The 18,649-nt window shown below is 62.2% G+C and carries 17 protein-coding genes; 9 read left to right on the top strand and 8 right to left on the bottom strand.

Annotated features, from left to right (window positions below; genetic code table 11):
- Positions 1-28 precede the first annotated feature (28 nt).
- Both ACSBOB_RS31695 and ACSBOB_RS31690 read right to left on the bottom strand, forming a co-directional pair.
- A complete protein-coding gene (locus ACSBOB_RS31695; protein ID WP_442579989.1) occupies positions 29-2,206 on the bottom strand; it encodes a dehydrogenase E1 component subunit alpha/beta in 2,178 nt (725 codons plus the stop codon).
- A gap of 15 nt (positions 2,207-2,221) precedes the next feature.
- Positions 2,222-2,692, bottom strand: a complete 471-nt coding sequence (locus ACSBOB_RS31690) for an enoyl-CoA hydratase-related protein (RefSeq protein WP_442579988.1) — start codon at positions 2,690-2,692, stop codon at positions 2,222-2,224.
- A gap of 293 nt (positions 2,693-2,985) precedes the next feature.
- Here ACSBOB_RS31690 and ACSBOB_RS31685 point away from each other — a divergent pair, with 293 nt between their 5' ends.
- The 4 genes from ACSBOB_RS31685 to ACSBOB_RS31670 all read left to right on the top strand — a co-directional run bounded on the left by ACSBOB_RS31685 (position 2,986) and on the right by ACSBOB_RS31670 (position 5,217).
- Positions 2,986-3,318 (top strand): ArsR/SmtB family transcription factor, encoded by a 333-nt coding sequence (locus tag ACSBOB_RS31685; RefSeq protein WP_442579987.1) that lies wholly within the window; start codon positions 2,986-2,988, stop codon positions 3,316-3,318.
- Complete coding sequence (locus ACSBOB_RS31680) at positions 3,315-3,791, top strand: SRPBCC family protein (protein ID WP_442579986.1); 477 nt, start codon at positions 3,315-3,317, stop codon at positions 3,789-3,791. Before ACSBOB_RS31685 ends, ACSBOB_RS31680 begins: the two co-directional genes overlap by 4 nt.
- The gene (locus ACSBOB_RS31675) at positions 3,788-4,417 is read left to right on the top strand and encodes a dihydrofolate reductase family protein (RefSeq protein WP_442579985.1); all 630 of its coding nucleotides are present in this window, start codon (positions 3,788-3,790) and stop codon (positions 4,415-4,417) included. The genes ACSBOB_RS31680 and ACSBOB_RS31675 overlap by 4 nt, the downstream gene beginning before the upstream one ends.
- 167 nt (positions 4,418-4,584) lie before the next feature.
- A complete protein-coding gene (locus ACSBOB_RS31670; RefSeq protein WP_442579984.1) occupies positions 4,585-5,217 on the top strand; it encodes a DUF922 domain-containing Zn-dependent protease in 633 nt (210 codons plus the stop codon).
- A gap of 104 nt (positions 5,218-5,321) precedes the next feature.
- Here the strand turns inward: ACSBOB_RS31670 and ACSBOB_RS31665 are convergent, their stop codons facing one another.
- On the bottom strand, positions 5,322-7,019 hold the full coding sequence (locus ACSBOB_RS31665) for a hypothetical protein (protein ID WP_442579983.1): 1,698 nt from the start codon (positions 7,017-7,019) through the stop codon (positions 5,322-5,324).
- Between the two features lie 169 nt (positions 7,020-7,188).
- Here ACSBOB_RS31665 and ACSBOB_RS31660 point away from each other — a divergent pair, with 169 nt between their 5' ends.
- From ACSBOB_RS31660 to lepA, 4 genes are all read left to right on the top strand, one after another.
- A complete protein-coding gene (locus ACSBOB_RS31660) occupies positions 7,189-7,467 on the top strand; it encodes a DUF4242 domain-containing protein (protein WP_442579982.1) in 279 nt (92 codons plus the stop codon).
- Positions 7,468-7,630: 163 nt separating this feature from the next.
- Positions 7,631-8,149, top strand: a complete 519-nt coding sequence (locus tag ACSBOB_RS31655; RefSeq protein WP_442579981.1) for a hypothetical protein — start codon at positions 7,631-7,633, stop codon at positions 8,147-8,149.
- A 139-nt stretch (positions 8,150-8,288) separates the two neighbouring features.
- Positions 8,289-8,558: a DUF1127 domain-containing protein gene (locus ACSBOB_RS31650; RefSeq protein ID WP_442579980.1), complete on the top strand. Its 270-nt coding sequence runs from the start codon at positions 8,289-8,291 to the stop codon at positions 8,556-8,558.
- 177 nt (positions 8,559-8,735) lie between these two features.
- Entirely contained in the window at positions 8,736-10,547 is a 1,812-nt protein-coding gene (gene lepA / locus ACSBOB_RS31645) for a translation elongation factor 4 (protein ID WP_442579979.1), read from the top strand.
- Between the two features lie 155 nt (positions 10,548-10,702).
- On the opposite strand, the gene ACSBOB_RS31640 is transcribed toward lepA, so the two are convergent.
- Together ACSBOB_RS31640 and ACSBOB_RS31635 are read right to left on the bottom strand one after the other, a co-directional pair.
- Positions 10,703-10,891 (bottom strand): hypothetical protein, encoded by a 189-nt coding sequence (locus ACSBOB_RS31640; RefSeq protein ID WP_442579978.1) that lies wholly within the window; start codon positions 10,889-10,891, stop codon positions 10,703-10,705.
- A gap of 271 nt (positions 10,892-11,162) precedes the next feature.
- Positions 11,163-13,073, bottom strand: a complete 1,911-nt coding sequence (locus ACSBOB_RS31635) for an NACHT domain-containing protein (RefSeq protein ID WP_442579977.1) — start codon at positions 13,071-13,073, stop codon at positions 11,163-11,165.
- Positions 13,074-13,470: 397 nt separating this feature from the next.
- Between ACSBOB_RS31635 and ACSBOB_RS31630 the strand changes: the two genes are divergently transcribed.
- Complete coding sequence (locus ACSBOB_RS31630) at positions 13,471-14,130, top strand: hypothetical protein (protein WP_442579976.1); 660 nt, start codon at positions 13,471-13,473, stop codon at positions 14,128-14,130.
- 301 nt (positions 14,131-14,431) lie between these two features.
- Here ACSBOB_RS31630 and ACSBOB_RS31625 read toward each other — a convergent pair whose 3' ends face one another.
- The 3 genes from ACSBOB_RS31625 to ACSBOB_RS31615 form a co-directional block, all read right to left on the bottom strand.
- On the bottom strand, positions 14,432-14,899 hold the full coding sequence (locus ACSBOB_RS31625; RefSeq protein ID WP_442579975.1) for a hypothetical protein: 468 nt from the start codon (positions 14,897-14,899) through the stop codon (positions 14,432-14,434).
- A gap of 339 nt (positions 14,900-15,238) precedes the next feature.
- A complete protein-coding gene (locus ACSBOB_RS31620) occupies positions 15,239-16,048 on the bottom strand; it encodes a SapC family protein (RefSeq protein ID WP_442579974.1) in 810 nt (269 codons plus the stop codon).
- A gap of 82 nt (positions 16,049-16,130) precedes the next feature.
- Positions 16,131-18,428, bottom strand: a complete 2,298-nt coding sequence (locus tag ACSBOB_RS31615) for a PBP1A family penicillin-binding protein (RefSeq protein ID WP_442579973.1) — start codon at positions 18,426-18,428, stop codon at positions 16,131-16,133.
- Between the last annotated feature and the right edge of the window lie 221 nt (positions 18,429-18,649).

Genomic DNA, 18,649 nt, shown 5'->3' with positions numbered 1-18,649 from the left:
GTCATGTCCCTTCCTGTTTTGATCTGATTCATGCGTTCTCGGTGATCAACTCCATCGCCTCCCGCAGTTTCTCCGCGGAACCGAGGGCGGCCTTGTTGAGGACGGCCGACACCACGGGCGCCGAGAGACTGCCGGTGACGTGAAGTATTTCGTGATCCAGGTCATCGAATGCGCGCGCCTGGATTTCGGCGATCCAGTGGCGGCCGAGCGCGAACCCGCTGGCGACCTGCTCGGCGATGATGACCCGGTTGGTCTTTGCGATCGACGCCAGGATGAGCGGCCAGTCGGTGGAAAGCTGGCCGATGCTGCGCATGTCAATGACTTCGGCGTCGATGCGGGTCTCTTCCGCTACCTTCGCTGCGATGGGAACCATGGCCGAGGTGGCGAGCACCGTGCAGGCGGTGCCGGAACGAACGACCTTGGCCTTGCCGATGCGGATGCAGAAGTCGCGCTCGTCGCGCGGAACCAGGCTCTCGCGCTGGTAGAATTCGACATGCTCGATGATGGCGACCGGATCGTTGGATTTCAGCGCGGTGTTGAGCAGCCCGACATAGTCGAAGGCCGTCGTCGGCGAAACGACGTGCCAGCCGGGAAACAACCTGAACAGCGCTGCCGGGTCGCCCGAATGCTGGGAGCCGTATCCCGTATGGGGCGAAACGCGCACGCGCATGATCACCGGCACGGGGAAGCCGTCGCCGAACATGTGGCGCACCTTGGCGATGCCGTTGCCGATCTGGTCGGCCGCCACCAGGCAGAAGTCGCCGAACATGATTTCCACGACCGGCCGCAATCCACGCAGGGCCGCGCCCAGCGCCACGCCGGTGAAGCCGTTCTCGGCGATGGGCATGGCCAGCACGCGGCCGGGAAACTGCTCCAGTGCCGAACGGGTGAAGCCGCTGACGCCGCCGCGCAACCGGTGGACGTCCTCGCCGAGCACGACGATCGTGGGATCGAGGGCCATGGCCGCGGCGAGCGCCTCGCCGGCCGCGGTGACGAAGCGCGCCTTCTCCAGCCGGTCAGGCGCATAGTCTTCCAGTTCGCGGTATTTCAAACCGTCCGTTTCGGAGGCATTCGCCAGGATGCCGTCGTCGACGGTCTGGGCGGACGGCCACAGGCGATCCGGTATGCGCAACTGGTTGCTTCCGGCAACCGGCTCGGTCAGCCGGTCGGCGGCGGACTGCACCGTGGCCGAGATGCGCTCGTCGATCAGCACGATGCCGGCATTGTCGAGGATGCCGAGGCTGGTGAGACGGGCTTCCGCCAGACGCAGCGGATCGCGGACGATCCATTCCTGCTCTTCCTGGCGGCTGCGGTACCCGAACTCGCTGCCGGTCTTGCTGCCGCTCTGGTGGAAGTAGCGGTAGCACTTGGCTTCGATGATGACCGGGCCGCGGCCCTCGCGGATGATGCCGATGGCATCGGATACGGCCCGATGCACCGCGACCACGTCCATGCCGTCGCACTCGATGCCGGTAAAGCCCAGCATCGGGCCTCGGGAAGCAATTCTTGGTTCGGCGGTGACGTCGTCGATATGGGTCGAAACGGCGTAGAGATTGTTCTCCACGAAGAAGATCACCGGCAGCTTGTAGGCGGCTGCGATGTTCATGGATTCATAGGCCGCCCCTTGCAGCGAGGCGCCGTCGCCGAAGAAGCTGACGGAGATGCCGTCGCGGCCGAGCACCTTGTCCGCCAGCGCGTAGCCGGCGGCGTGCGGGATGTTGCCACCGACTATGGCGCTGGTTCCGCTGACGCCGGATTCGGCGTCCCGCATATGCATGGAGCCGCCGCGACCTTCGCAATAGCCGGGCGTCAATCCCATGATCTCCGCCATCAGCCTGTACACGGCGTCGCTCATAGGCGGCGTGAAGGCCTGCGTGCGTATGTCGAAGTCCGGTTCGGTCTGTGCATTGACGAGCTTGGTCAGCACCTGATGATGGGCGCGGTGCGTGCCGTTGATCTGGTCGACTGGACGCAGAAGCAAGGTGGCGCCCGCCGCTGCCGCCTCCTGCCCGATGCTGGCGTGCGCCGGGCCATGGACCAGGCCCGCCTTCTCCAGATCGAGGATCTTCTCCTCGAAGCGCCGGATGAGCTTCATCTGGCTGTACAGCTGAACCAGGGTCTGTTCCGGCAGCGCTGCCCAGTCGGACTCGTCCGTTTCGATCCTGTACCAGGGCGCCGAGGGGATCAGGTCATGCTTGCGGGCCAAATGCCGTTCTCCATTTCATTTCATGCCGCAAGCGCTAGCCCGAGCTCTGCCCGCCGTCTCGGCCACAGCCCGGCAATGCAGGCCCAGCTTGATTTTCGGCTGACCAGACATCGCGGTCCTGGTTGCCGTAATGATGTCGGCATGTATGGGCGGTGCGTGTCCGCTGCCGGGCGCATAGCTTTCGACGGGTGCGATGACCGGCTTCGGACATCCGGCGATGGTCTCCCCGGAACGGTGGGGGCGCTGCGCGAGGACGCCGGCGAATCCGAGTTTCTCGAAAGCCCTGGTGTATGATCCAGCGACGAAATCGCCGTTACGACCGGTAATGACGATGCCGGGATGGCTGGCAAAAGTCCCGACTGCCGCGGCCAGTTTTTCGCGAGTCTTAAAATTCAGCGCGTTGCGCGCTTCAGGACGGTCGATGTCGACCGGCACCACCCTCTCAACCGGCTGACTTTGTACGGCGGCCTCCCCCTGCACGTTCATTCCAACCCCACGACCTGCCCGTCTTTCCATTGGTGGAATTTAATTTCAGATATTGTCGGCGACTATAGTGGGTGGGCATTTGGCCTGCAAGAAGAAATCGGCGGGAGGGGGAATGCCCCGCAAACCCGGCCTGCAAGCGTCGATCGCTGCCGCCGTCGGGCACGACGACCTGCATCAGCCGAACCGCCGACCTTCGCCCTGCTGCCGCATGACGAAATGGTCGCGATGGCAATGCCGTGTCGCCGGCTTTAGTTAGCTCTTGCACTAACTATTTCGTCCTGATACTTAGCCATATGGAACACTATCAGCCTCTCGACGACGTCTTCCAGGCGCTTGCCGACCCCACCCGCCGCGCCGTGCTGGGCCGGCTGGGCCAGGGCCCGGCCAGCATCAGCGATTTGGCAAAACCCTTCGACATGGCGCTGCCGTCCTTCATGAAGCACATCCGCTTGCTGGAGGACAGCGGCTGGATCCGCACGGCCAAGCAGGGCCGGGTGCGCACCTGCGCCATCGAGAAGAAGCAGTTCGCGGCCGTCGAATCCTGGCTCTCCGAACAGCGTTCGCTATGGGAAGCCCGTACCGATCGCCTGGAACAATTCGTCACCAAAGAGGAAGACGCCAGATGAACCCGCCCCTCGATCCGAACCTGGACCTCACCATTTCGCGTGTCATCAAGGCGCCGCGCGCCGCCATCTGGAGCGCCTGGACCGACCCGAAGAAATTCGAGAAATGGTGGATCCCCGAGCCGGCGCTGTGCAGGGTGGTTCAGATGGATGTGCGGCCCAGCGGCGGGCTGGTCACCGAGATCAGCGAGAAGGGCGGAAATTTCGCGCCGCATCTCAGCGCCTGCTTCCTGGCCGTCGACGAAAGCCGGCGCATTGTCTTCACCAATGCGCTCACCGCAGGCTGGCGGCCGGCCGAACAGGGTTTCATGACCGCGGTCATCACGCTGGCCGACCATCCCGATGGCACGGACTACGCCGCCCATGTCATGCACAAAAGCAACACCGACCGGAACATGCATGCCGAGATGGGTTTTTACGACGGCTGGGGCACCGTCATCGGACAACTCGCGCGGCTGGTGGAGCGCCAGCCGTGAGCGGTGCCGGCCGAAAGATCGTCCTGCAGATGATGACCACGCTCGACGGCCGCCTCGACGATCCGATGGCCTGGCTGCATGGCGTCAGCGACGACCAATACCGCGACATCGACCAGATCTATGCCGGTTTCGACACGGTGCTGGTCGGCCGCACGACCTATGAGGAGATGGCCGGCTACTGGCCCGGCGCGATTGCCGAAGGCACCGAGACCAACCGCCGCATGGCGCACCGCATGAACGCCATCAAAAAGCTGGTGTTTTCACGCTCCGGCGCCTCGCCATTGACGCCATGGACCAATGCTGAACACATCGTCGTCCCTACCGACAGCGACCTCGCAAAACACCTGGCCGATCTGAAGGCCCGACCCGGTGGCGCCATCCACCTGTCCGGCGGCGCCGGCCTCGCCCAGTCGGTCGTCGCGCTCGGCCTTGTCGACGAGTTCCGCTTCTTCGTCTATCCGACTGTGTCGCCCGGAAAATCCTGGTTCGCGAAACTGCCGGCCGGAATGGACCTGCAATTGCTCGGTTCCTGCGCCTATGAGAACGGCGTCGTAGGCCTGCACTACGCCCCGCGCGAGCGTACCAAGGAAGTCCGGCGCGACAGTTTCACGGACATGCTGACCTGACGCCCGGCGTTACGGCAGCGCCCTTCCTCCACCCCTGCAAGGGGGAGAAGTGACCCGAAGGGCCGGGGTGGAATGCCTGGCGCCGGACGGTATCGGAACTTGCAACCGTCGGAATGGCTTGCAGGAAACCGTCCGCTCGCGGTTGAAACGCCTGTCCGCCGCCCATAATGTTGCCGCCGTCAATCATCGACGGAGCGGGCGTGCGGACATTCATCTGGCTATTCTTTCTGGCGGCCTTGTTCTGCCTCTCGCCAGCCGCCGCCCAGGATGCCTGGCAGCCGGTCGAAAAAATCGAGCCCTATGCCATATCCGGCACGACGCCCGCCGAACTCTACGCTTCGATGGGCGAGCATGGGCCGGAGATCAGCAAAGGCCGCCGGACGATTGCCTTCACCAACTTCAAGCTCACCTGGCAGCGCGACTACCAGCGCCGGGGCAACGCCTGCGTGATCGCTTCCGCCAAGCCGAAGCTGATCATCACCTACACGCTGCCAAAACCGTCGCAAAAGCTGCCCGCCGCCACCCGCGCCCGCTGGGAGCCCTTTTTCGCCGGGATTGCCGCGCATGAGAAGGTGCATGGGCAATACATCATCGACATGGTGCGCCAGATCGTGGCCTACAGCGTCGGCCTCACCGTGGAGGACGACCCCGGCTGCAAGAAGATCCGCACCGTGCTGACCGCGCGCCTCTCCGAACTCTCGCAGGAGCAGCGCCGCAAGGGCCGCGACTTCGACCGTGTCGAGATGGGCGACGGCGGCAATGTCCAGCAACTGATCATCTCGCTGCTGAACGGGGGGTAGGGCTGCCGCCGTCGGAAGTCGGCCAGTCTCCACCCAAGCGGCTCGGCGGTCCCGCGGCTCGGCTTTCGATTGAAGTGAAAAGCACGGGGCGTCGCCGCCTCGTGTCAACGCCCGATGAACTGCGCCGCGCGTCCCACATGCGTATTGGAATGTGTCTTTGCCGCCAGAGACACCCATTCCCGCGCGATGGCGTCGGCCTGCTCCATCCGGCCCTGCCTGGCATGAAGCTCGACCTGGCTGGCCAGGATCTCGACCTGCAGCGCCGCATAGGCGTCAGTCTCGCGGCCGCAGCGTCGATGCGCTTCGGTCAGCCAGTATGAAGCGGACGCCAGGTCTTCGGCGGCGCGGTAAGTCAGGGCCATTGCGCGGGCAACGGCTGCTTCCCAGCATGGGTCACCGAGCTGGCAGCTTGTCGCAAACGCTTCTTCGAGGCGGGCGCGCAGCGGCGCCGGGTCCTGCTTCTGGCGGATTTTGGATTCGCCGAGAAGCGCGATCGGCCACGGCCGGAAAGCAATCCAGCGCTGTTCGTCGCTGAGCGCCAGCGACAATTCCAGCCATGCGTCGGCCTCGTGGAGCCGGTCGGCCGCGAGAAGGCCCCAGGCGCCGATGCCGAGCGACCAGATTTCCCGGCGGCGGTTGCCGGCCTTTCGCGCATGGTCGAGCGACATCGCGAACTGCTCCAGCCCTTCGTCGACCTTGCCCCAGTCGACAAGGTTGAATCCGATCACGCCGTGAATCCCGGCGAGGCTGTCGTCATCGGGCGCGAGGCTGGTCGCGCTCACCAGATATTGCGATGCCGCCGGCCGGCGGCCGGCCAGCGCGTCGACATAGCCCAGTTCGCGAAATCCAGCCGAGGCGATGCTTGCGCTGCCGGCTTGCCGGGCAAGCTCCGTGGACTGGCGGAGCAGGATAGCGCCTTCATCGTCATAGCCCCTGACGGCATGGACGAGCGCCGTGCCGAGTTCGAACGTGGCCTTCGCCTGCAGGTGGCTGTCCCTGATCTTCTCGGCATCGTTGACGGCGCGCCGCAAGCAATCGATCCCCGCGTCCACCGCACCGGCCGACAACGCCGCGAGACCCGATTGTATCAGGGAGTTTACGAAGGCTTCCGGCGAGATGCCGCCGGGCGGCGACGAAATGGAGCGGCGCGCGGCACTTCGCAGCGCCATTGAAGGCTTCTCGCCCAGTTCGGCAAGAAAGAGGCTTTCCGTTGCCTCGACATGTGCCATCGCCGCGTCGTAGCGCCCGGCCAGCGCCAGGCTCTTCACCAGCAGGACATGGGCGCCCTCATTGAACGAATCGCCTCTCACGCCGAACTCGGCCAGGCGGATGGCGCGCTCATAATCCTCGACGGATATGGCCCGCATCGTCTCCTGCCTAATCCTGGCTTCGACGACCGCCGCGATGCGCTCGCGCTCGACCAGGAGCCAGGTCGAGAATTCCGGGCTGCAGCGTGGTTCGATCCCGCCCAGCAACCTCCCCACGCCCTCGACGTCGAACTCGTCCCGGTCGAGTTGCAACACATCGACTTCGATATCAGTCGGCAAATTCGGCCTGATGGGATCGCCGGACAGGCTGTCCGCGCAGTCCAGCGCCTTGCGCAGCGAGGCCAGGCACCACCGCAGCGAACCCAGCGGATCGACGGTATCGGGAAACAGTTCCGCCGCCAGCACGCGCCGGTCGAGCGGACCCGGCGCCAGCACCACGCGCAACAGCAGCGCCCATGCCTGGTGCCCCCGGACAGGCTGGCTCACGCTGCCGTCATCGAGGATGGCGGGTTCTCCGAGGAGTTTGATCTTCATGGCCGTCGATTGCTCCTCCCAGGCAATTGCCGCTGGCGCCCATGTCATCAGCGGCAGGCGTGTGACCAAGCGTGTGACCGGAATTCCGCAAAATAGTGGCGCCTACCACATCCGGTACAACGTCTGCAGCCGATGGTGAAGCATCGTTCAAACAAAAAGGAGACTGACGATGCCCACCTACGTGATCGAGCGGGAGATACCCGGCGCGGACAAGCTGAGCGCTAGCGAACTCAAGGAGATTTCCGCAAAATCCAACGAAGTCGTCGCCGGACTTGGCGAACCCTACGAATGGATCACCAGCTATGTGGCTGGCGACAAGATTTATTGCGTGCATGAGGCGCAGAGCGCCGAGGTCGTTCGGCGCCATGCCGAAGAAGGCGGCTTCCCGGCCAGCAAGGTGACGGAAGTCGCGGCCGTCATCGGCCCGGCGACAGCGCGCGGCACCTGATGTTTTGCACGTCCGGCGGATCGCCGGGTGCGCGTCTTCGCACTTTTGGGGACGGGCAAGACCCGCCCCCTCACGATCAAAGTCAAATCGACGCCGCGGGTGTGGCGGCGGCTGTCCGCCGGCCCAGCCACGCGTCGCGCGCTCCCAAACCAATGGAAACAAAATGACGAAAAACATACTTGCCGGCGGCATAGCCGCTATCCTTGCCCTCTACGCTACCGCCACCTTCGTCGAGGCGCACAATGCGGCCATGAACACGGATAATCCGCTGTCCGAAAAGGTGCGCGCCGCCAACAGCCGGTTTCTGGACGTATCGAAGGCGACGGCGGAGGGTTATGCGCCTATCCCCTGCGCCAGCAGTCCGGCCGGCAGCGGCGCCATGGGCATCCACTACGTCAATGCCGCCTACCTTGCCGACGACAAGATCGACCTCGCCCGCCCGGAAGCCGTGATGTACGAGCCGATGCCCGGCGGATCGCTGGCCCTGGTGGCGGTCGAGTACATCACCTCGAAAGGCCCTGCGGCGCTCGAAGGGCATCTGTTCAACTTCAACAGCACACCCAACCGCTACGGGCTCGGCGCGTTCTACGAACTGCACGTCTGGGCCTGGAAGCCGAACCCGACCGGCACATTCGCGGACATGAACCCCGATGTCTCGTGCGATCTGGCGACGGGCGGATAACGGCTTCGGCGATGCCTTGCCGGCGAGCCGCATCTCGCCGGGCGGCCGGCAAGGCTGCCGGCTGGAACCTCTCCCAAACACCCATGCGGACATCTGGCTCGCCATCCGCCGGCCGCCTGATCCGAGTTGGAACACCCTCATGACAGATCCGACCGTCGAGCTCCGGGGTGCAAGACCCCGCACCAAGACCGGGCGAGCCGGCTTATGGCGGCGTGCCGCCAGCATCCTGGCGGACACCAGGCACATCCTCGCCGTCCGCAAAGGCCGCCGTGAATTGTCTGCGCTGCCGGACTATTTGCTCAAGGATCTGGGCCTCAGCCGATGCGACGGCGACTACCTCGCCGCCCATGGCGAAAGCGTCGTCCGCCTGGTCTCCGGCAGTGCGTCGGATGACACCCCGACCTCCTGAACTCTCGGAGCAACGAGAGCGTCCCGTCGACAACTGGCGACGCGCATGGAGACCGCCCGCGCTCGCTGGTGTCGCGGCCCGCCGAACCCCATCCATGCTGTTTGTAACGGGTCGGGGCCAAGCCGCCCACAAAACGGGCTTTCCGTTTTGGCCGCGAATGCTCTATAGCCGCCCTCCATGACGACACCGCTGAAAAACATCCGCAACTTCTCCATCGTCGCCCATATCGACCATGGCAAATCCACGCTGGCCGACCGCCTCATCCAGATGACCGGCGGCCTCGACGCGCGCGAGATGGCGGGCAAGGAGCAGGTGCTCGACAACATGGACATCGAGCGCGAGCGCGGCATCACCATCAAGGCGCAGACCGTGCGCCTGAACTATAAGGCCAAGGACGGCCAGGACTATGTGCTGAACCTCATCGACACGCCCGGCCATGTCGACTTCGCCTACGAAGTTTCGCGCTCGCTCGCAGCCTGCGAGGGTTCCCTCCTCGTCGTCGACGCCAGCCAGGGCGTCGAGGCGCAGACGCTGGCAAACGTCTACCAGGCGATCGACAACAACCACGAGATCGTGGTCGTCCTGAACAAGATCGACCTGCCCGCCGCCGAGCCCGAGCGCATCCGCGAGCAGGTCGAGGAAGTCATCGGCATCGACGCCTCCAAGGCCGTGCTGATCTCGGCCAAGACCGGCATCGGCATCGAGGACGTGCTTGAAGCGATCGTCACGCAACTCCCGCCGCCGCGCCAGGGCGACGCGTCAGCCCCGCTCAAGGCCATGCTGGTCGACAGCTGGTACGACGCCTATCTCGGCGTCATCGTGCTGGTGCGCGTCATCGACGGGATCTTAAAAAAGGGCCAGACCATCCGCATGATGGAGGCCGACGCCAAATATCTGGTCGAGCGCACCGGCTACTTCACGCCCAAGATGATCACCGCCGACGAGCTCGGCCCCGGCGAGTTCGGCTTCATCACCGGCTCGATCAAGGAAGTGGCCGACACCCGCGTCGGCGACACCATCACCGAGGACCGCCGCCCCACCGCCCAGGCGCTGCCCGGCTTCAAGCCGGCGCAGCCGGTCGTGTTCTGCGGCCTGTTCCCGGTCGACGCCGCCGACTTCGAGGACCTGCGCGCCGCGGTCGGCAAACTGCGCCTCAACGACGCCAGCTTCTCCTACGAGATGGAGACCTCGGCCGCGCTCGGCTTCGGCTTCCGCTGCGGCTTCCTCGGCCTGCTGCACCTCGAAATCATCCAGGAGCGGCTGGAGCGCGAGTTCGACCTCGACCTCATCGCCACCGCTCCCTCGGTCGTCTACCGCATGAACCTGCTCGACGGCACCCAGAAGGAGCTGCACAACCCGGCCGACATGCCCGACGTGATGAAGATCACCTCCATAGAGGAGCCGTGGATCCGCGCCACCATTTTGACCCCCGACGACTATCTCGGCGGCATATTGAAACTCTGCCAGGACAGGCGGGGCATCCAGGCCGACCTCTCCTATGTGGGCAAGCGCGCCATGCTGGTCTACGACCTGCCGCTCAACGAGGTCGTCTTCGACTTCTACGACCGGCTGAAGTCGATCTCGAAGGGCTACGCCAGCTTCGACTACCATTTGACCGACTACCGCGAGGGCGATTTGGTCAAAATGTCGATCCTGGTCAATGACGAGCCGGTCGACGCGCTATCGATGCTGGTCCACCGCACGGCGGCGGAAAAGCGCGGCCGCGTCATGTGCGAGAAGCTGAAGGAGCTGATCCCGCAGCACATGTTCAAGATCCCGATCCAGGCGGCCATCGGCGGCCGCATCATCGCCCGCGAGACGATTTCGGCGCTGCGCAAAGACGTGACGGCCAAATGCTACGGCGGCGACATCACCCGCAAGCGCAAGCTGCTGGACAAGCAGAAGGAAGGCAAGAAGCGCATGCGCCAGTTCGGCAAGGTGGACATCCCGCAGGAGGCGTTTATCCAGGCGTTGAAGATGGGGGATTGAGAAGCCGCTTGCCGTCGAGCGCAGCGAGACGGCAAGCCGTCGATCCGGTGGATCGACGGCAGGCTTCGAAAGGGCGGGAGCTGCCGGAGGCAGCGGGAACCGCCCCAAGCGCCAGCGCCGAAGCTGCACGGTTCAGAATAGAGCGCGGTAGGAGATCAGGAGTTCTCCGTATCCCGACCATCCGGCTCTTTCGCCACGCCCTTGAATGGCCCTTCGCTCTGCTTGCGCTCCATGAACTGGCCGTTGCGCTCATTGCGTTTCTGCCAGTCGCCGTTCTCGTGTTGGAACTGCGTCCTGCCGGTTACTGCGCCTCGGCGGTAATCGTCACCTGTGTTCTTAGCCATGTTGGTCTCCTGTCGAACATAAGCAGAACATAAGCGATTCGCGGAGAACCGTCCACGACGATGAAATGTTAGGTGGTGACGTTGTCCGTAAGCGCGAGCTTCGGGAGGCGTAAAAGGAAGGCGAGCAGCGCATGCGCCGGTTCCGCAAGGTTCACGTCCCACAGGAGGCGCCTATCCACGTGTCTAGAATAGGTGACTGGGGCGAAGTTTCGCTTACATTAGCTTTTCAAGATTTGAAAGGACTGTCGCTGCCCAAAAGAATTTGGAAATGCTACCCAATGCCGAGTATCTCGTTTAGCGACTTACCACCATTTTCGGCCTTGGAAATCTCCGCCGAACACCAAGTTGCAATTTCTTTGATTTCGGCTCGAAGCCGAGCTTCTACCTTTGAAAAGCAGTCACGCGCTCCACCAACGTCCTTGAAAATGCGCTCCGTTATAGATGCGACCGATGGACCATCCTCAAATTCAATACTCGGATCAACCGTCGCTGGGCCAAATGTCACACGGACTCGAACAAACCTGCCACCAACGGTTGATCTGACGTTGACCTCATGAAACATGTCGAACATTTCATGTTCGAAGAGGAGTTCACGGGTGTACTCTTTGGCGTGAGATGAAGGCTTTCCGCCCATCATCATCCTTATACTTTCGATAAAATAGGTAACTTCGTCAGCCGCGTTCATAGAAATGCCTACAATTGGCCGACGGTCCTCCTTAAGTGAATCTCTCTGGTGAAAAGAAACCATAAAGGCATACTCGGCCGCAATTTTATTCAAAAGGTAGAATGGGGAGTTTCGTTTAAAGTTGAATATTCCTTTTGATTTCCATTTACTAAATTCAGGCCGAATATAGTTATCAATAACCAAACGCGGGTTCATTTCATAACATATTGGTATGACCGAGTCGCCAGTTCGTTTTCGAATCTCATCGATAAATTCATGAAACTTGTCTGGAATTATTCTGACTAAGGCATATGCAGCAAAGTATTCCTGGAAAGACCTGTGTATGAATGTATATTTCAGGCCATCTTGTTTAATAAGATTAACGGACTTCTCGTAGTCTTCCAGTACATCATCGGCCGAATGGGTGTGCCCGCAAAACCTACTACTCATATTTATAAAGTGTACAATGTCTGATTTTGTAAACTCAAAAACTTGTTTGTAGTACGACAGCAGGCAAAACATCCCAAATGATCTTTGAAATTCTTCAATATCCATCGATTTATTTCTTTTGTATGATTTTGTAGCATCGTGCCATTGATATAAAGTGTTAAATGCCTGGTCATAAAAAATATTCATACGTCTCGGGATTTCCATATTCTCCCTAAACGTCATCATCATCATGATGGCGAGGAGTGGATTTGACAAGAAGCTCTCGTTTTGCCTAAAAAATGAAATATTAAGTTTGCGCAAAAAAATATTCTTAGATTCCTCGTCGAAGGGAACGTTCTTGACTAATGTTGTAACCTGTTCCAAAGAAAATGGAGACGATTCAAATATGGTAAAATTTTGCCAGCCAGAAAATCTTTCTTCAAATCGGCTCGATACCGCGATTGGACACTTCTTAAATGACGAAGAGAATGTCAGTATCTGCTTCTGAAGTTCGTCCCGATGTTCTTGAGGGATTTCGTCGAATCCGTCGAGCATAAATGCGAATCGCCCTCCGTCGCAAAAATAGTTAAATAAATCTTCGGTCAGCTCCTTCTTGTTTGATATGGTTCTCCTGACAAAGGTTCTAAGGTCTATCTTGGAAAGATCGTTTAGTTGCCTAAGTTCCACAAATATCGGGGTAAATCGCCCAGGATTAGAGAATATTGTTAACCAAAGGTGGCGCATAAAAAAGGTTTTACCTGCCCCTCCATTTCCATTTATAACAATATTATTTCCTTCAATAAATGAAGAGATAAGATCGCCGTCAGTTATGTTTTTCCCTGCCGATTTAAAATTGGAATTCACATATATATCATACAAATCTACGTCGGCATCCTTCTTGCATAGTATTCTAACATTTCGATTCCTTGTATAGGTGTCCTCCATATAGGGCGAGAAATCTCCAAAAATTTTTTCCCACGCGCTTTTTATTGTAGACGAGGCGCCTTGAGATGCTGCGTGAAACGAGGATTTTATAAGATCGGTTAAGACGGCGGCGGTGATTGAACTTGGATCAATCGAGTCGGACATAAACCCTCCATTTCAATTTGTAGTTCTGAACGACTTTTCCAATACTTAATTTACGACCGTGTAACCCCATTCGTCAATGATATGGAGCAACCGCTGCTGTGACGCTGAATGGTGTCATGCCCGAGTGGCTGGTGACAGTCCCGCGTTGCAGCCTTGCACAGATTACCTTCACCCGCGCTGGCCGGCGACCGATCCTATTAGTGAGAAGCGAGAAAGTCATTCACTCTCGATCAGTTCGGCGCCGCCAGCTCTTCCTGCAAGTCTCGCCGCCATCGACCGACATCGCCTGTTCTCACACCGGGCGGTAGCCCACCCTTACAGGAAGCGCATCCTGCCCTAACGCCCTCGCCCCCACCCCCTCCCAATGCTACCCTCCGCGCGCAACCGGATTGTTCTCATGCGCGGCTTCGACTTTTCCTCCTGGCAGACGATCCTGACCTCGATCGCCGGGCTGCTGCTGGTCACGCTGATCGGCATGGGAATCCGGCTGGTCATGATGATGACGCTGCAGCAGCGGCGCGAGCGCCAGAACCGCCAGATCAACGAGCGGCTCAAGGCGCTGATATCAGCCTACAAGGTGTTGGGCGGCTCCTTCACCGGCACGCTCACCGTCAGCCCGCTGCATTTGCGCGATCTCAAGCGGGCAACTGGTGAGACCGAGGGCGCGGAAGCGGCGGGCGGCGGCACCGAGCGGGCGCGCCGGGTACGCGACGCCGTGGAGGCCGCCCTTTCCGACATCGTGCTGTTCGGCACGGAAGCCCAGGTCGAACTCGCCGCCGGCGCCATGCGCGACATGGCCGCCGGCCGGCCGGTCGAGGTGCACGCGCTGGTCGTCTCGCTGCGCAACTACATCCGCGAGGTGCTGGACCTCGAAGCTGTCCCGCAAACCGTCGTCATCCCCAACCAGGGCCCCGCCCGCCCCTCCGCCGCCGGCGGCCGGGGCGGCCGCGAGGGGGGCGGCGGACGCGGGGGAGGGGGCGGCGGCGGCATGATGATGGGCGGGATGGGGGTCGGGCTTGGCGCGGGCGGGGAGGCGGATCCGGCGGACAAGGGCTGAGCGGTTGCGCGCTTCTCCCTTCCCCCCTTGTGGGGGAAGGTGGCTCGGCCGAAGGCCGAGACGGATGAGGGGTGTTGGAAGAAATGCGGCTTTCGAAAACCTGCTCAACCGGTGCTTTCCACATCCGTTCGGTCCGGTGGCACTCCGTCCAGCACCCCTCATCCGTCTCGGCGCTGCGCGCCGATCCACCGCCCTCCGCTTTCGCTCCGGGCGTTCGTCGCTGAAAAAGCCAAATCGTTGGCTTTTTCTCGGCCTTCGGCCGACCGCTCCTCACCCCACAAGGGGAGAAGGAAGAGGGCGCTCACTTCCGCTCGAACCGCATCACCCAGTTCTTCTCCCAGGTAGCACCTTCGTCGGCCGACATGGCCTGTTCCCACACCGGGCTGTCGCCCGCCGTCCAGTCGAAGCGCACCTTCACCGGCCGCCCGCCCTCGACATCGTCGCCGAAGAATGTGCCGGCGCCGTTGTCGAACCGGCCGACCGTCGGCGGGAACAGGCGAAAACTCTTGGTGTCCGACCAGTAGATGGACCACAGCTGCGTCTCAGGGTTGTAGAGCCGCAGCGTCATCCCGGTGAACCCGCGCGCCGGCACGAACATCTGGTCGAGATTGCCGCTGAACACGCCGTCCATGCCGGGCATCACCTTCTCGACCTTCGAGGTGGCGTCGAACGCCTCCCACTCGGTCGAGCCGGCCAGCCTCTGCCGCAACACCGCGTTGCGGATGGTCCATTCCCCGATCAGGAAATCGAAATCGCCGAAGCCGCTCATGAAACCCCCTCTGTGGATGACGCACCATAGCTGACCCCTCCTGACACCTTTCTGTCAGGAGGGGTTTGCGCCGTCGAACTTTGCCCGCGCCCGCAAGGGGACGCCGGCCGGACATAAGGCACGATGAACGGATTTTTGCCGCGCATCGGCTCTGCGTGAAGTCTTTTTGCTCTCGAACGAGCCCAAAACGGGCTTTCGGCAACGCCGAACCCGTGTTTTCGGCGCTCTTTTGAAGCCCAAGACGCTGTCTGACGCTGTCTTGGCCGGGCGCGCGGCACAAGCCGTTGATCGAAAAGAGTATTCGGGACTTCACGCGGCTGTGGCGTGGCAAAAATCCGGTCAGTCGTCCTTCAAAAACGTCGCCCAGTCGATCTTCAGATTGCCGTCGTCCTCGGAGATGAAACTGTTGGCGGGAATCGCCATGCGCTGCTTGGCGGCGCGCTCGCGGGCGCCGGTCAGCGACCCCAGCGTCGCCAGATTTCCCATGGAAAACAATTGGCTATAAGCGATCGCCAGGCCGCCGGTGTTGCGCAGCGCCAGCAGATCCTCGCCGCCGATGGCGTTCAGCGCCGGCTCGGAAATGCGCAAGACGCCGTCGATTTTCCGGTTGCCGCCCTCCTCCTGCGCGGTGATCGGCCATGGCTCCAGCAGCTTCTTCTCGGCCAGCATCGCGCCCGCCGTCTGCACGGTCTGCAGGCCCAGCCGCACTTTCGACAGCGTGTCCACCGCCTCCTGCGTCTCGCGGGTGGGCGTTCCGTCATGCGTGAAGAACGGAAACCCCTCCTCGCCGACCGCGGCGTCGCGCAACAACCCACTGGATTCATTGACACAAAGGGCGAAGGTGCCATCCGCCTTCTTGCCCAGGCTGAACGGATAGAACTGCAGCGCCGCCGGCACGTAGGAGGCCAGCCAGCGCCCGTCCGGCGCCACGAAAAGGTTGTTGCCGGCCTTCAGGCTGAACAGCGCCACCAGCATCGGCGCCCCCTCGATCTCCACGAAAGCCAGCGGAAACGCCCGCGCCATATGGATCATCTCGGCGGCGCTGACCGGCATCATGTTGAACGCCGAGGCGAAGTGGTAGTCGCGCGACCGGAACCACTTCTTGTAGGTGTGCCGCTCACGCGTCACCATATGGAGTGTGTCTGCCATTATTCGTCCCTACCCGTCCGGGCCGGATGATGCCCGCCCGTGCCGCTCCGCGCAAGCCGTTCCGATGGCCTTCGGCTACGCGTCAGCCGCCATTGCCGAGGATGATATCGAGGATCGATGTCTGGCTCTTGACCGCCGGCCCGCCGACATCGGCCTTCGGCCTCGGTCCCGGGATCGACGCCGTTGGCTCGTCGGCTGGTTCAAGCTCGATGCGGGCTGCCTGCTCGACCGTCCTGGGTTGGGCACGCGGTGCCCGCTCGACGGTCTCAGGTTCGGCACGCGTCGCCGGGACCGGTTTGGCCGCTTGCGAAACTGCAGCCGTTTCAGGCACTTGCGCCGCGGGCTCGGTGAGCGTCGCCGTATCGGGAACGCTCTGGTCGACGAGGTCCGGCGCCGCCTGCCAGCTTCCCGGCAGCTTCGCCACCTTCTGCCCTTCATGCGCCGCCGCCATGAATTCATGCCAGGCGATCGCCGGCAAGGCCCCGCCGGTCACCTTCTTCATCGCCTTGCCGTCGTCGTTCCCGAACCAGACTCCCGTGGTCAGCTTCGCCGTGTAGCCGACGAACCAGGCGTCCCGCGAATTCTGGCTGGTGCCGGTCTTGCCCGCCGCCGGCCAGCCGAACGCCGCCTTGCGCGCCGTGCCGTCCGACAGCGTCTCCGCCATCATGGCGTTCATCATGCCGACCACTTCGGCGCTGACGACACGCGGCGCACCGCCTTCCCTGTGCTCGTAAAGCACGTCGCCGGCAGCACTTGTCACCCGCTGCACGAAATGCACGTCGGGCCGGTAGCCGCCATTGGCGAAGGGCACATAGGCCGCCGTCAGCTCCAGCGGGGTCACCTCGGAAGTCCCTAAGGCAATGGAATTATTGGACAAAAGATCGGATTCGATGCCCATGCGCTGGGCAGCCTCAACCACCGAGCCAGGCCCGACTTCCATGACCAACTGCGCGGCGACCGAGTTCAGCGACTTGGCCAATGCCGTCGCCAGTGTGACCCGGCCGTAATATTTGCCGTTGTAATTTTCCGGCGTCCATTTGCCGATGCGGATCGGCGCGTCGTTTCGAACGCTGTCGGGCCGGCTGCCCTGCTCGAGCGCTGCGAGATAGACGAACGGCTTGAAGGCAGAGCCCGGCTGGCGGCGGGCCTCCGAGGCGCGGTCGAACTGGCTGTTGGCATAGTCGTAGCCGCCGACCATGGCGCGCACCGCGCCGGCATCGTCGATAGCCACCAGCGCTCCCTGGCTGACATTCAGCTTCTTGCCGTTCTCGTCGATCAGCCGGCGGATCGAATCTTCGGCGCGCTTCTGCAGGCCAAGATCGATGCTGGTGTCGACTATGATGTCGGTACGCACGTCGCCGATCAGCGCCGGCAGCTCCCCCATGATACGATCGGCGACGTAGTTTTCCGAGCCGGTCCAGAAGGCCGCGGCGCGGGTTGCCGGCGTGCTCATGGCGTTGACGAGTTCCTTGTCGCCGATCATGCCTTCCTCGCGCATGGCGCCGAGCACCAGCTGCGCTCGCTGTTCGGCGGCCTGCGGGTCGCGGGCGGGCGACAGTTTCGAGGGGGCCTTCAACAGGCCGGCAAGCAGCGCCGCCTCGGCCAGCGTCACGTCGCGCGCCGACTTTCCGAAATAGCGGCGCGAGGCCGCCTCGACTCCATAGGCTCCCGAGCCGAAATAGACCCGGTTGAGGTACATTTCGAGGATCTGGTCCTTGCTGTGCTGGTGCTCCAGCCACAGCGCCAGCAGCACCTCCTGCACCTTGCGTTCCAGCGTGCGGTCGGGCTTCAGGAACAGGTTTTTCGCGAGTTGCTGGGTCAGCGTCGAGCCGCCCTGCGTGAAGCGGCCGCGGACAACGTTCTGCGCCATGGCGCGCGCCAGCCCGATCGGGTCGATGCCGAAATGCGAATAGAAGCGGCGGTCCTCGATCGCCATCACCGCCTGCGGGATATAGGGCGACATCTCGTGCAGGCCGATCGCTTCGCCGCCGGTCATGCCGCGGTTGGCGACAAGCGAGCCGTCGGTTGACACGATCTTGACGTTGGGCGGCCGGTCGGGGACCGACCAGTCGGCGACGCTGGGCAATTTCGCGCCATACCAGGCGACGACGCCGGCCAGCCCTATGCCGCACCACAGCATGAGAACGCAGCACCAGTAGACCAGCCGTCCGAGGCGCAAGCCGCGGCGTCTGGTCGAGGTCCGGGCTTTGGCGTCAACCCTGGTCTTCGCCAGCTGGGTGGTCTTGCGGCCGGCGGGCGGGCGCTTGCGTGGCGAGGGGATGACCCGGTCGTCCTCGTCCAGCGAAAAATCGTCGGAGGATTTGCCACGCGGCGGCCCGTCGAAGGTCGGCTCGATCCGCGTTCCGTTCCCCTTTGCCATTGCCTGCGACTTGTGTCCCGTTTTGCTCAGCGGCAATCGGGTGAAGACTAAATGCGGCGATTTAAGGGGCCGTTAAATTGTGAAAATTCGTCTCATTTTGAAATCAATAGTTTAGCCGACGCTTGCGCGGTCTGCGCGCGGTACTTGAAGCGCAACGCCTGGATGGCGCCCACCGTCGATGCCAGCCATCGATCGCGATCGCCGTGGCCCTTTCACCCGAA

Source organism: Mesorhizobium sp. KACC 23794, assembly GCF_052180275.1.
Classification (GTDB): domain Bacteria; phylum Pseudomonadota; class Alphaproteobacteria; order Rhizobiales; family Rhizobiaceae; genus Kumtagia.
Note: the sequence above shows the minus strand (reverse complement) of the source record. Positions and strands in the feature narration are given on the sequence as shown.

Coding starts and splice junctions, on each gene's coding strand:
- ACSBOB_RS31690 (WP_442579988.1), bottom strand. CDS start 2,692: ATGAACGTGCAGGGGGAGGCCGCCGTACAAAGTCAGCCGGTTGAGAGG.
- ACSBOB_RS31685 (WP_442579987.1), top strand. CDS start 2,986: ATGGAACACTATCAGCCTCTCGACGACGTCTTCCAGGCGCTTGCCGAC.
- ACSBOB_RS31680 (WP_442579986.1), top strand. CDS start 3,315: ATGAACCCGCCCCTCGATCCGAACCTGGACCTCACCATTTCGCGTGTC.
- ACSBOB_RS31670 (WP_442579984.1), top strand. CDS start 4,585: ATGTTGCCGCCGTCAATCATCGACGGAGCGGGCGTGCGGACATTCATC.
- ACSBOB_RS31665 (WP_442579983.1), bottom strand. CDS start 7,019: ATGAAGATCAAACTCCTCGGAGAACCCGCCATCCTCGATGACGGCAGC.
- ACSBOB_RS31660 (WP_442579982.1), top strand. CDS start 7,189: ATGCCCACCTACGTGATCGAGCGGGAGATACCCGGCGCGGACAAGCTG.
- ACSBOB_RS31655 (WP_442579981.1), top strand. CDS start 7,631: ATGACGAAAAACATACTTGCCGGCGGCATAGCCGCTATCCTTGCCCTC.
- ACSBOB_RS31650 (WP_442579980.1), top strand. CDS start 8,289: ATGACAGATCCGACCGTCGAGCTCCGGGGTGCAAGACCCCGCACCAAG.
- lepA (WP_442579979.1), top strand. CDS start 8,736: ATGACGACACCGCTGAAAAACATCCGCAACTTCTCCATCGTCGCCCAT.
- ACSBOB_RS31640 (WP_442579978.1), bottom strand. CDS start 10,891: ATGGCTAAGAACACAGGTGACGATTACCGCCGAGGCGCAGTAACCGGC.
- ACSBOB_RS31635 (WP_442579977.1), bottom strand. CDS start 13,073: ATGTCCGACTCGATTGATCCAAGTTCAATCACCGCCGCCGTCTTAACC.
- ACSBOB_RS31630 (WP_442579976.1), top strand. CDS start 13,471: ATGCGCGGCTTCGACTTTTCCTCCTGGCAGACGATCCTGACCTCGATC.
- ACSBOB_RS31625 (WP_442579975.1), bottom strand. CDS start 14,899: ATGAGCGGCTTCGGCGATTTCGATTTCCTGATCGGGGAATGGACCATC.
- ACSBOB_RS31620 (WP_442579974.1), bottom strand. CDS start 16,048: ATGGCAGACACACTCCATATGGTGACGCGTGAGCGGCACACCTACAAG.
- ACSBOB_RS31615 (WP_442579973.1), bottom strand. CDS start 18,428: ATGGCAAAGGGGAACGGAACGCGGATCGAGCCGACCTTCGACGGGCCG.